This window comes from Exiguobacterium alkaliphilum (assembly GCF_018138125.1).
In the GTDB taxonomy this organism is placed as follows: Bacteria; Bacillota; Bacilli; order Exiguobacteriales; family Exiguobacteriaceae; genus Exiguobacterium; species Exiguobacterium alkaliphilum.
In genome coordinates, this window is sequence record NZ_CP073101.1 from 1,429,626 (window position 1) to 1,442,470 (window position 12,845).

10 protein-coding genes are annotated in these 12,845 nt (G+C 53.7%); 9 read left to right on the plus strand and 1 reads right to left on the minus strand.

Features of this window, described 5'->3' with window-relative positions:
• Nucleotides 1-98 precede the first annotated feature (98 nt).
• The 4 genes from dnaJ (at nt 99) to KB235_RS07370 (ending at nt 4,567) form a co-directional block, all read left to right on the plus strand.
• The gene (dnaJ, locus tag KB235_RS07355; protein WP_211780869.1) at nt 99-1,202 is read left to right on the plus strand and encodes a molecular chaperone DnaJ; all 1,104 of its coding nucleotides are present in this window, start codon (nt 99-101) and stop codon (nt 1,200-1,202) included.
• Between the two features lie 18 nt (nt 1,203-1,220).
• Entirely contained in the window at nt 1,221-2,159 is a 939-nt protein-coding gene (gene prmA / locus KB235_RS07360) for a 50S ribosomal protein L11 methyltransferase (RefSeq protein ID WP_211780870.1), read from the plus strand.
• A 4-nt stretch (nt 2,160-2,163) separates the two neighbouring features.
• The gene (locus KB235_RS07365) at nt 2,164-2,910 is read left to right on the plus strand and encodes a 16S rRNA (uracil(1498)-N(3))-methyltransferase (RefSeq protein ID WP_034814832.1); all 747 of its coding nucleotides are present in this window, start codon (nt 2,164-2,166) and stop codon (nt 2,908-2,910) included.
• 86 nt (nt 2,911-2,996) lie between these two features.
• Nucleotides 2,997-4,567 (plus strand): IS3 family transposase gene (locus tag KB235_RS07370; protein ID WP_211779505.1). Its coding sequence is split into 2 segments (ribosomal slippage): nt 2,997-3,636 and nt 3,636-4,567, totalling 1,572 coding nucleotides; the frame shifts between segments, so codons are not numbered across the junction.
• A gap of 66 nt (nt 4,568-4,633) precedes the next feature.
• Here KB235_RS07370 and KB235_RS07375 read toward each other — a convergent pair.
• Nucleotides 4,634-8,299, minus strand: a complete 3,666-nt coding sequence (locus KB235_RS07375; RefSeq protein ID WP_211780871.1) for a S8 family serine peptidase — start codon at nt 8,297-8,299, stop codon at nt 4,634-4,636.
• 327 nt (nt 8,300-8,626) lie between these two features.
• Here KB235_RS07375 and KB235_RS07380 point away from each other — a divergent pair, with 327 nt between their 5' ends.
• From KB235_RS07380 to rarD, 5 genes are all read left to right on the plus strand, one after another.
• Nucleotides 8,627-9,271 carry a class I SAM-dependent methyltransferase gene (locus KB235_RS07380; protein WP_211780872.1) on the plus strand — a complete coding sequence of 215 codons (645 nt, stop codon included), beginning with the start codon at nt 8,627-8,629 and terminating at the stop codon, nt 9,269-9,271.
• Nucleotides 9,268-9,735, plus strand: coding sequence for an S-ribosylhomocysteine lyase (locus tag KB235_RS07385; RefSeq protein WP_021065678.1), 468 nt, complete (start codon nt 9,268-9,270; stop codon nt 9,733-9,735). Before KB235_RS07380 ends, KB235_RS07385 begins: the two co-directional genes overlap by 4 nt.
• On the plus strand, nt 9,736-10,674 hold the full coding sequence (locus KB235_RS07390; RefSeq protein ID WP_211780873.1) for a PLP-dependent cysteine synthase family protein: 939 nt from the start codon (nt 9,736-9,738) through the stop codon (nt 10,672-10,674).
• Nucleotides 10,640-11,797 carry a bifunctional cystathionine gamma-lyase/homocysteine desulfhydrase gene (locus KB235_RS07395; RefSeq protein WP_211780874.1) on the plus strand — a complete coding sequence of 386 codons (1,158 nt, stop codon included), beginning with the start codon at nt 10,640-10,642 and terminating at the stop codon, nt 11,795-11,797. The genes KB235_RS07390 and KB235_RS07395 overlap by 35 nt, the downstream gene beginning before the upstream one ends.
• Nucleotides 11,798-11,924: 127 nt before the next feature.
• The gene (rarD, locus tag KB235_RS07400; RefSeq protein WP_034814842.1) at nt 11,925-12,806 is read left to right on the plus strand and encodes an EamA family transporter RarD; all 882 of its coding nucleotides are present in this window, start codon (nt 11,925-11,927) and stop codon (nt 12,804-12,806) included.
• Nucleotides 12,807-12,845 lie beyond the last annotated feature (39 nt).

A 12,845-nucleotide genomic window follows, 5' to 3' on the forward strand; every position in this document is an offset into this window, starting at 1 on the left:
GATGGGAGGGCGCCAAAGCAGGTTTCTGCTTTGGCTCTTTCTATGTTAAGGTAGAATCGGTAAATTCGAACTTTAAAGACGAGATAGGAGAGACTGACGTGGCGAAACGAGATTATTATGAAGTGCTTGGCCTAGATAAATCGGCCTCGGTGCAAGACATTAAACGAGCGTATCGGAAGCTCGCGCGAGAATATCATCCAGACATTAACCAAGAGCCGGATGCAGCAGATAAATTCAAAGAGATCGGCGAGGCGTATGAAGTATTGTCCGATGAGCAGAAACGGGCCCAATACGACCGATTTGGTTTTGAAGGGGCGAGCCAGTTCGGTGGCGGCGACTTCCAAGGTGGATTTGGTGACATTTTCGACATGTTCTTCGGTGGCGGCGGACGCCGTCAAGATCCGAACGCGCCGCGTCGAGGGGAAGACTATCAATATGTCGTCGACCTCGACTTCATGGAAAGCGTGACGGGTAAGACGGAGACGATCGAACTCGAGATTGAAGTCGAATGTGACACGTGTATGGGCAGTGGTGCCAAACCGGGGACGAAACCAGAGACGTGCGGCCGTTGTGGTGGTAGTGGGGTCGAGACAGTTGAACAGAATACGATTCTCGGCCGGATGGTCAACCAACGGCCATGTAGTCAATGTCACGGGACAGGGAAGACGATTAAAGAAAAGTGTCCGACGTGTCACGGTTCAGGCCACGTCAAGAAGACGCAGCGCGTCGAAGTGAAAATTCCAGCGGGGATTGACAACGGCCAACAGATTCGGATGTCTGGAAAAGGCGGTCCTGGTTTTAATGGGGGACCGGCTGGAGATTTATACGTCGTCGTCCGTGTCCGCGGTCATGAGATTTTTGAGCGCGTCGACCAACATATCGCAATGGAGATGCCGGTCACGTTCGCTCAGGCAGCACTTGGCGCTGAAATCGAAGTGCCGACCGTCCACGGAAAAGTCAGCTTGAAAGTCCCGGCCGGCACACAGACCGGATCGAAATTTCGTCTTCGCGGAAAAGGGATGCCGAGCGTTCGTGGCGGTGGTCACGGGGACCAATACGTCACCATCGTCGTCATGACACCGACGAACATGACGGACCGTCAAAAAGAGTTGCTCCGCGAGTTCGAAGAGATTGGCGGCGAAGCGGGCGTCGAAGAACAACACGGGTTGTTCCAAAAAATGAAAAAGTTTTTTAGTCACTAAAAGGAGCGTGTTCAAACGATGAAATGGTCTGAAATTTGTGTCCACACGACACAGCAGGCGGTCGAGGCCGTATCGAATTTATTACATGAAGTGGGGGCACAAGGGGTCGTCATCGAGGACGTCGAAGACTATGACCAGATGATGGCTGAAGACCATTTCGGAGAGATTTGGGACGTCTCGGGACGTGAATCGTATCCGACCTCAGGCGTTTACGTCAAAGCGTACGTGCCGGCGTCGAGCGACTTTCAGGACACGCTCGCCGCGTTCCGAAAGGAAGTCGACCGGCTACGGGACATCTTGGACATCGGTAGCGGAGACGTAACCGTCGCCGAGCTCGACGAAGAGGACTGGGCCCACTCGTGGAAACAATACTATAAGCCCGTCAAAATCTCACAACAGCTCACGATCGTCCCGCTCTGGGAGGACTATGAGCCGCAACCGGAAGAGAACGTCATTCTCCTCGATCCGGGCATGGCCTTCGGGACGGGCACGCATCCGACGACGATGTTATGCATTCAAGCGATCGAGAATTACATTCAGCCGGGTGACCGCTTGATTGACGTCGGGACCGGTTCAGGCGTACTTGCCATCGCGGCGGCGAAACTCGGGGCGTCACACGTCGAGGCGCTCGATTTGGATACCGTCGCCGTCGAATCGGCGCGACAAAACGTCGAGACGAACGGGGTCGAAGCGCTCGTCGCCGTCAACACGGGTGACCTGTTGAAAGGAATGGACGGCACGTATGACCTCGTCGTCGCGAACATCCTCGCGGACGTCATCTTGCTCTTTATCGACGATGCGTACGACCGCGTCGAACAAGGCGGTTACTTCATCACATCCGGCATCATCGGTCAGAAGCGGGCGGAAGTTGCCGAAGCGCTCCAAACGGCCGGCTTTGTCATTGAAGAGACGCGTGTCATGGAAGATTGGGTTGCCATCATCGCGAAGAAGGGGTGAGCGCATGCAACGATACTTTCTGAACAGAGACGCGCTCGCGAATGACCACGTCGTACTACCGGCGGATATCGCCCATCATATCGGGACCGTGCTCCGCGGACAGCCCGGCTATCGGCTCGTCCTTCTCGACGGGGAAGGATACGAGTACGAGGCCGAGGTCGTGACACTCGAGAAGAAGTCAGGGACGGTACGTGTGATCGAGAAACGCCCGGCGACAACGGAACTGCCGATTGAGGTGACGCTCGCCTATGCGCTCCCGAAAGGTGACAAAGTCGAACTCGTCGCCCAAAAGGCGACCGAGCTCGGCGTGCACCAGTTGCTTCTCTTCGAGTCGAAACGGTCGGTCGCGAAGTGGGACGCGAAAAAAGCGCCGAAAAAAGTCGAGCGTCTTCAAAAGATCATGCAGGAGGCGGCCGAACAGTCGTATCGTGCCATCGTCCCGACGTGTTCGTACATCAGTTCACGAGAGTTGTCACGACAGCTCGAGACGTACGATGCCGTCGTGGTCGCCTATGAGGAAGAAGCGAAGCAAGGAGAGAAAGCGGCCTTTGCGACCGTGCTCCAGACACTTCGACCTGGGGCCAAGCTACTGCTCATCGTCGGGCCGGAAGGTGGCTTTGATGAGGGGGAAGTGATCGAGTGGACGGAACGTGGGGCACAGGCCTGTGCGTTCGGACCACGCATCTTGCGTTCTGAGACGGCGCCGCTCTACGCGCTCGCTGCCATCTCTTATGCGCTCGAATTGACGTAAAAAAAGCTCTCGCCGCGTGATATGCTCCCCAATAGGTAGACAGATGAAATAACAAATCTGTTTATTCTTATCGGGGAGTGTTTTTTATGGCGAGAAGTCGGCATTCGATTGAACAAAAACTGAGTGCGCTACGTATGATGGAAGAAGGGACATACACCTGGAAGGAAATCGAGGAGGCCCATCACGTCTCTGAGAATACCCTCCGGGTGTGGAAAGTGAAATTCGATACCGGTGGGATCGATGCGTTGAAGGAGTCGAAGACATGGAAACATTACACCAAGGAACAGAAGATCGCGGCCGTACGTGACTATCTCGATGGGTTCACTAAAATGGAGGTTCTCTCCAAATATCATATTAGTAGTTGGTCGGTTCTATATCGGTGGATCAAGAAGTATACTGGTCATAGCGAGTTAACAGATTCGAGAAAAGGGATGGATCGAGCTATGGCCAAAGGGAGAAAGACAACATTCGAGGAACGCATGGAGATCGTCAGGTATTGCCTGGACAACGGACGGAACTATCAAAGGACGGCCGAGATATTCGCCGTGTCGTACCAGCAGGTCTACGGCTGGACGAAAAAATATGACACCGACGGCGTGCACGGGCTCGAGGACCGGCGCGGACGGACAAAGCAAGAAGAGGAACTGACCAACGAGGAGAAGCTCGAACGTCGCATCCAACAGATTGAACGGGAGAATGAGCGCCTTCGGGCCGAGAATCTGTTCCTAAAAAAGTTAGAGGAGATCGAGAGGAGAGGTTGATCAGCCAGATCCGGCTACAATTGCGGTACATGGCCATCAAGGAAATGTCGACAAGCGACACGTTCCCGGTCGTGCTCCTATGCGAGATCGCGCAGGTCTCACGGGCCGCCTATTATAAATGGTTAAAACGTACCGTCTCGGTACGCGAGGAAGAAAACTCGAGTCTACTGGAGGACATCCGTCTCCTCTACGACCAGGTGAATGGGACCTACGGGTATCGACGGATCACCATGACGGTCAATCGCAGACGACGCCAGCATGGCCTGCCGGCATACAACGAGAAGCGCATCTATCGTCTCATGCGCATCCATGAGATCCGTTCGGTCATCCGCCAGAAACGAAAGCGGTACAAAAAGTCGTCACCGCAGCATGTGGCCGAGAACCTGATGAACCGGGAATTCAGCGCGTCACGACCGGACGAGAAATGGTGCACCGACGTCACCGAGTTCAAATATGGCGCCGGGAGGAAGGCGTATCTGAGCGCGATCATCGACCTGTATGACGGCTCAATCGTCGCCTATCGCATCGGGAAATCCAACAACAACGCGCTCGTCTTCCAGACGATGATGCCAGCGATCGCGGGGCTCCGTACAGGAGCGAGTCCGATGATCCATAGTGACCGAGGATATCAATACACATCGAGAGGGTTCAAACGCATGGTGGAAGACGCGGGGCTGACCCACAGCATGTCCCGGGTCGGACGTTGCATCGACAACGCCCCGATCGAGGGCTTTTGGGGCACCCTGAAAGTCGAGATGTACTACCTGCGTGAGTTCCAGGCCTATAACGAACTCACATCGGCCATCGAGGCCTACATATCGTTCTACAACCATGACCGTTTCCAGAAACGGCTAAACGGCTTGAGCCCTGTCGAATACAGGACTCAAGCCGCCTAGTTTGGTTTTCATTATTTGCCCTGTCTACTTGACGGGGAGCAGTTCAGCGTGCGGCAAGAGCTTTTTTCATTTCTTCGTCAATGTGATTGTCTCTTTTGTGACGTTCCCCGCGAGGTCGACCGCCTCGAACGTGAACGTGTTCTCACCAGAGACGACAGGTAGCGTGAGCGTCTCGGTCCGAGAGAACGGGCGCATCTCATATGGCGCCTTGAGCGTTTGGCTGAACTTCAAGTCTCCGTTGACGAGTAACTTCACTTCGTCAAAGTTGTCTTTCACCGTCACATCCAAGCGGACGGACTGCTGGTTTTTATTAATCGTTCTTGGAAGCTTCCCGAACGAGATCGTCGCTGGTGTCGCATCAACAAAGATCGTTCGTTGGAAGTTCGCGACGTTACCGGCCGCATCTTCAGCGACAAAACGTAACTTGTGCACGCCGTCGGCGAACGTCCGCGTCGTGTTGAAGTCATAGCGCTTCGTCGTCTCGTTCCACGTGAGTGGGACGTCCGTGCCATCGACTTGGAACGATTGAATCGAAGAGGCGTCTTGAATCGAACCGGCGATCGGGATGACCGAAGTTGCGTACGGTGCGAGCGCGAGCGGGGCCGTCAAGAAGACGCCTGGCTTGTCGGCGTCGTTCGAATACGCCACTGCTTTCGTCGTCGCGTTACCGGCATGGTCCGTGACGCGGACGCTGATAGAGTCGCTCTCGGCGAGCGAGGCGAACGTATGCGTCGCTGTCGTGTCAGCAGATGTCGCAACGGCTTTTCCGTTGACGAGGTACTCGACCGAACGGACGCCGGCGAAGTCGTCTTTCGCTTGGACCGTCAAGCTGTCACCTTGCCATTTCGCTGTGAACGTCGGATCCGTGTAGTCGACTTTGACCGGGAAACGAAGCGTCTGTGCTTCTTTTTTCATGTAATCGATGCTCGCTTCAATCTCGTAGAAGTACTTGCCGGCAGGTGCCGGTTTCCCGTTCAACTGGCCGTCCCACTTGTAGGCTGCCGAGTAGTAGTACGGTGTGTTGCGTCCGCCATCAAAGTAATTCTTCCGCAACTCATCGTCTTGGCGGAGGGTACGGACGACGTTTCCGGCTTCATCGACGATGCGGTACTTCACATCTTTCGCGTTTCGGAGCAACGAGAAGACTGGTGTCGCGGCGTCTTTCACGCCGTCACCGTCTGGCGAGAAGGCGATGGCATCAAAGTTTAACGACTTGTCTAACTTAGCGCCTAGGTAGTTCCCGGCCTGGTCGACCATGCCGGCAGTCTCATAGAATGAGCCCGACTCATAAACCGAAGCGTCGAAGATTGGTGCCTTGCCCCAGTCCCCTTCGAAACCGACGAACGGTACGACGAGATCTGGGTTTCCTTCAGACCCGTTCGAATCAGACAGGCGGATGAAGCCGTCGACGAAGTACCCGTTCTCGAACACGTCTTTCGCTGCCACGAGGCCGCTCAACGTTTTCGGATTCAATACTTGTGCTTTCGAGACATCGACAGCGACTTTAACTTCTGTCTTTTGATTCGGTTTCAACTTCACCGAGTTGACTGCCTTCCCGTTGACGGTCACCGTCGCGTTTTGAAGCGGTTGGGCTTCCATCGCGTTTTGGACGAGGCCTGGTGTGCGCTCGATGGCGAGGTCTGTCTGGAGCGATGATGAGACGTCATACGAGACGGCTTCGTTCGACAAGTTCTCGACGACGAGCGTGAACGTCGCTTTGCTGCGGTTCAATTCCTTCAAGGCAACTTTTGCCTCTTTTGACGTCTTTTCATAGACGACGGCTGGGGTCGAGACGGCAGCGTGCAACTGCATCAAGCCGGCTCCACCACGACGTGGCGTGTACGGGATGTTTTGTTTCAACTGTTGATTGTATGGGCCGATATCGGTCACAGCTTTCGACGTGTTGATCAACAAGTTTTTCGCCATCGTGACGCGATCGACGCCGTCGAGGTCGAACTGCTCATCGACACGTTGCAAGACGAGCGCTGCGCCCCCAGCGACGTGTGGGGCCGCCATCGACGTACCGCTCATGAGGCCGTATTGGTTATCGTTGAGCGTCGAGAAGATTTGACCGCCCGGTGCCGCGATTTCTGGTTTGAAATCGAGGTTCGGTGTCACGCCCCACGATGTGAAGTTTGACAACGCGCCAGCCGCGCGGTTGGCGACGCTGATTCGATCACCGTTGAAGCCGATGCGCATCTGTTCGCCAGCGATCAGACGGTCGCGCAAGTCGTTCCCGTCCTTGATGCTGAGTGAAGCCATCGGGATTTTCGGGTTCGACAAGGCCATGCTCACATAGTCGCCGTGACCGACCGTACCGCGGACGATGACACCGGCCGCGCCGTTCGCTTCGGCTGTCTGTTGGATGTTCGAGTAAAAGTAACTACCGTCTCGGACGGCGAGCACGATTTTCCCTTTGACATCTTTGCCGACGTAGTTTGCCGGTTGACCGTCGCCGACGTAGACGATATCGTATTCGCCTTGTGTGAAGGCTGGTCCGTCTTGCTTTTTCCAACCGATTTTATCAGTCTTGTCACCTGAGCGGACCGAGAACGCGTCGAGCTGGATTTGGTCGTTCTCAAGCGAGGCGACCGATGTCGAAGCCGAACTAACGCTCGGTGAACCGACGACGCCCGTGTCCGGGTTGTTGGCGTATGGCAAATCGAATCCGTTCCCAAAGTAAGCCGAGTTCCCTGCCGAGATGGACATGAACACACCGTTATCGACAGCGCGTTGAACGGCTTGTTGTTCCGGGGAATCGGCGCTGACGAATCCAGCGGTCGATCCGAGGCTCATGTTGATGACGTCTGCACCGAGCTTGATGGCGTCATCGATCGCTTTGATGTAAATGTCTCCGTAGGTCGAGGCGTAGTTCGGGTCATTACTGAATACTTTCAATCCAAGAACTTGGGCCTCAGGCGCGACACCTTTCAATCCGCCGGTCTCTTCGTTTCCGTTCGCGGCAACCGTTCCGGAGACGTGCATCCCGTGCATCGATGCACCTGGTGAATCGTCACGGATGTCATCATTCTCGTCATAATAGTTGTATGCATACGGCACCTTATCGTTTATGTACGCGCCGGCCATCCCGAATTCGCTCACGGCCGATGTGACCTCGGATTCAGAGAGCTCGGCTTTTGACTGATCGCTCAATCTGAAGTCGCGATGGTCCGCATCGACACCGGTATCGATGACGGCGACGACCGTCCCTTCTCCTGTATAGCCGTAGTCGCCCCATGTCTGTTGGGACTGGACCATGCCGTTGCTCGTCACCATGTCTGGCTTCACTTCCGGACGTTCGTACTCGTTGACGAGATGGACGGCCGCGACTTCTGGCAACGCCTCGATTTTTTCGATATCGGCTGTCGTCGCGAACGTACTGAATCCGTTGAAGACGGTCGTGAACTCTTCGAGTGGTTCGACTTTGACGCCTTTTTTCGCAATCGCGTCTTTCGCTTTCTTTTGCTCGGCCTTCACGAGACCGTGTGCCCGATCTTTCTCGGCTTTTGAAAGCGCATTAAACTTTTTACCTTTTTGTTTCGCTTGTTCAATGGCCGGGGCGCCGACGAGTTCGACGACGACACGAAGTTTTTCTTGTTTGTCACTGACGGCGACGTTCGCCGTGACCGACGGTTTGGCAAGGACTGGTTCGGCACCGAGACCGAGAAGGCCAGGCGTCAATGCGAGGCAAGTGGCGAGGGATACGTTAACGTAAAATTTAGGTTGTGGCAAAATAAATCCTCCATTCGTTTTCTAAAGATTTAATCCATTTGTGGAAAATCATAGCGGAACAACGATTTAATTTCCTTTTATTTTTTAAAAATCAGGGTAATGAATTTGAACAAATTAAAAAATTCTGACAATTACTTTTGTCCTAACGACTCATAATTGGATGGGTCTTTTTTCGTTTTGAGACATCGATTTATAAATAATGCGGCTGATTGAGACGAGAGCGATACAATTCACTTGAGATTTTTCAAAAAAGTTGATAAAGTCTGGGTATAGAATTCATATAAAACATATCAACATAGTCGGAATAAAGAAGAATGAGGTGGACCAATGGGACTTCAGTTCATGGATATTTTTAAAGAGTGGGCGTCACAATACGATGAGACGGTGAACGGGCACGACGAACAATACAAAGAAGTGTTCGCCGGGTATGACACGATGCTTGACGAGGTCGTTGAGCAGTTAGACGGACGCGTGATGGAGTTTGGTGTCGGGACGGGAAACTTGAGTGCCCGTATTCTTAAACAGCACGAGTTGATTGCGATCGAGCCTTCTGATGAGATGCGTGAGGTAGCGATTCAAAAGCTCGGGATTGAAGTAAAGACGGGTGACTTCTTGAACTATCCGGCCGAGCAACGCGTCGATTCGATTGTATCGTCTTACGCGTTTCACCATTTGACAGACGTCGAGAAACGTCAAGCGATCGAGAGCTATGTCGAGCATCTTGATTCACCAAGGTTCGTCTTGCTCGATACGATGTTTGAGTCAGCTGAAGCACGGGCACAGATTATTAATTGGGCAACGGAACATGGTTACGCTGACTTGGTCGAAGATTTGAACCGCGAGTATTATCCATACACAGACACGATCCGGTCGATTTTAGAAGACAACGGATACGCTGTGCAGATGGAACAAAAAAACAAATTTGTATGGCTCGTCGTGGCCACGAAACAAACAGGAGGAACACAATCATGAAAAGTTATAAAGTCGAAAGCTTTAATTTAGATCATACAAAAGTACAAGCGCCTTACGTCCGTCTAGCCGGAGTGAAGAAAGGCACGGCCGATACGATTTATAAATATGATATCCGTTTCATTCAACCGAACGAGGGGCTCATGCCGATGCGGGCCGTGCACTCGCTCGAGCATTTGATTGCTGAAAACAGCCGTAGCCATTCGAACCAAATTATCGATGTATCGCCAATGGGTTGCCAGACAGGCTTCTACTGGACGATGCTCAACGACGGCGATTACGAAGCGATGCTCGACCTCGTCGAAGCGACATTGCGCGACGCGGCGAATGCGACCGAATTACCGGCGCAAAACCCGATTCAATGCGGAAGCGCGAACCATCATGATTTCGAGGGCGCCAAAAAACTTGCGGCTGATATGCTCGCGAAGCGTGACGAGTGGCACATCATCTTCAAGGACGAGGCGTAAATGATCGTCCGGGATGTGTATGAGCTCATCGGACATACCCCGCTCATCGAGTTGACGACGTTACCTGTCCCGGAAGGCGTCAAAGTGTACGGGAAGATGGAGATGCGAAACCCGGGCGGAAGCGTTAAAGATCGGCTCGGTCTGCAATTGATTGAGCGTGCCATCGAGCGCGGACAACTCAAACGCGGCGGGACTGTCGTCGAACCGACCGCCGGGAATACCGGCATCGGACTCGCGCTCGCTTGTCAAAAGTTCGGGATTAATCTGATGACGGTCACCCCTGAGAAGTTCAGTCAAGAAAAACAGGCGCTCATGCGTCTGCTCGGGGCGACGGTCGTCAACACGCCGACATCACTCGGGATGAAAGGGGCGATTGAACGGGCGAAAGAGCTGGCGGTCGAACACGACGCGTATTTGCCAGAGCAATTCTCGAACCTGGACAATCCGGACGCCTATGTCGAGACGCTCGCTTTGGAATTACTGAACGACATGCCGCAAATTGACGTTTTCATCGCGGGTGCGGGTTCTGGGGGCACGTTCACGGGTGTCGCGAAAACGCTCAGACCGCACGGGACGAAAACGATCGTCGTCGAGCCGGAAGGGTCGATCTTGAACGGTGGGGCTCCTGGCCCGCACAAGACCGAAGGAATCGGTGTCGAATCGTGGCCTGTCTTTCTAGACGAGGCTTACGTCGATGGCATCTATACGATTACAGATGAAGACGCATTCTACTACGTGGCACACATGGCCAAGCGCGAAGGGCTTCTTATCGGAAGTTCGTCCGGGGCGGCCATCGCGGCTTGTGTCCAGGAAGCCAACCAGATGACAGAAGGCGTGATTGTCACGATTTTGCCGGACAGTGTGGAACGATATTTAAGTCAAGGGATAGTCGAGGAGGCAGAACATGCGTACAAAAACAGCGCTCATTCACGGCGGTAAAACGACGGACCCGTTAACAGGGGCCGTCACACCGGCGATTTATCAAACGAGCACATATAAACAAGACGGGATCGGAAATCTGCGGGAGGGATATGAGTACTCGCGTACGGCCAACCCGACGCGCACGGCGCTCGAGACGTTGATTGCCGACATCGAAAAGGGCGCGCGCGGATTCGCGTTCGCATCCGGGATGGCGGCCGTGTCGACGATTTTAATGCTTTTAAAATCTGGGGACCACGTCATCGTCGGTTCTGACGTATATGGAGGAACGTACCGTGTATTCAATCGAGTATTTCAATCACTTGGCCTGGAGGCATCTTTTGTCGATACGGCCGATGAAACGGCAGTCCGCGCCGCGCTTCAGCCGAACACAAAAATGATTTACGTCGAGACGCCAACGAACCCGCTCCTAAATGTCACGGATTTGAAGCAGATGCGTCAAATCGCAGACGAGGCCGGGACGTTGTTCGTCGTCGACAACACGTTCATGACGCCATATTTCCAAAACCCAATCGAGTTTGGAGCGGACTATGTGCTCCATAGTGCGACGAAGTATTTAGGTGGCCATAGCGACGTCGTTGCCGGTCTCGTCGTCTCTCGGACCGAAGAACTCGGTGAGGACTTGGCTTTCTTGCAAAACTCAGTCGGGGCCGTGCTTGGACCGCAAGATAGCTTCCTTGTCGTCCGCGGCATCAAGACACTCGCGGTTCGGATGGAGGAAATCGAATCGAACGCGCTCGCGCTCGTCGACTTCTTGACGAATCACGAAGCGGTTGGACGCGTCTTGCACCCGAGTATCGCAAGTGATGAGGCGAAGCGGGTGCATACGTCACAAGCCCGTGGATTCGGCGGTATGATTGCGTTTGATGTCGGATCGGCCGAAGCGGCAGAACTCATCGTCGCCAAGACACACTACTTTACACTCGCGGAAAGTCTCGGAGCGGTCGAGAGTTTGATTAGTGTCCCGGCTCGGATGACGCATGCGTCAATCCCAGCCGAGCGACGACTAGAGCTCGGCATCACAGACGGCCTCGTGCGCATCTCGGTTGGCCTCGAGGACGTGGCCGATTTGATTGAAGATTTAGAACAAGCGCTCGCATCCGTTGCGACGATTTCGAATTAAAGGAACAGCAAAAAGAGGCGGTGCTTTCGGCACGCCTCTTTTTGTCATCAATATATGAAAGAAATGTGTTGAATGTCGCTAACGCATCGACTACACTGACGTTAATTGTAGAAGAGGGCAGGTGAATATGTTGAATAAAGGAGTCGTGACCACGGTCGGCGCTTACGTCATGTGGGGAGTCCTCCCGATCTATTGGAAGTTTCTACAGGAAATTCCGAGCAGTCAAATTCTTGCTCATCGCATCGTGTGGTCGTTTTTATTCATCTTGCTCGTCTTGAAGTGGACGAAACAGTGGACAGAGTTCAACTATGCGCTCCGCCATCGGGCGACGCGAAACGCCTTCATGTTAAACGGATTTATCGTCAGTGCGAACTGGTTTGTCTACATATGGGCCGTCAATAACGGTTATATCATCGAGGCCTCGCTCGGGTATTACATCAATCCGCTCGTGAGTATGGTGTTAGGGGTGCTAGTTTTTCGGGAATCATTGAACCGGGTCCAGTGGCTCGCCGTCGGGGTGGCCACGGTCGGTGTGCTCGTCTTGACGTTCGGATATGGCTCATTCCCTTGGATTGCCTTTATACTGGCCAGCACGTTCGGGTTTTATGGGATGGTGAAGAAACGACGCCCGCTCGCCTCGACGGTCAGCCTCGGTATCGAGACGCTCGCTGTCGTGCCGGTCGCAGTCCTGTTCCTCGCTTTCGAGACGTCGCGTGAGACGCTCACCTTGACGGCGTCCCCGATCATTTGGGTCGCTCTGCTCGGCACGGGCGTGATGACGGCGTTACCGCTGTTGTTGTTCGGCTACGGGGCGCAACATATCCCGTTCACGCTCGTCGGATTTTTGCAGTTCATCGCACCGACATTGAGCCTTGCGATTGGTGTCTTGTTATATCATGAGCCGTTCACGGCATACCATGTGTTCGCCTTCACGTGCATTTGGCTCGCCATCTTTTTCTTCAGCTGGAACAGTTGGGTCCAAACGAGAAAACGACGTCAACTCGTCTAAATGAAAGCTGTTACAAGCGTACAAAACATGATAATATGT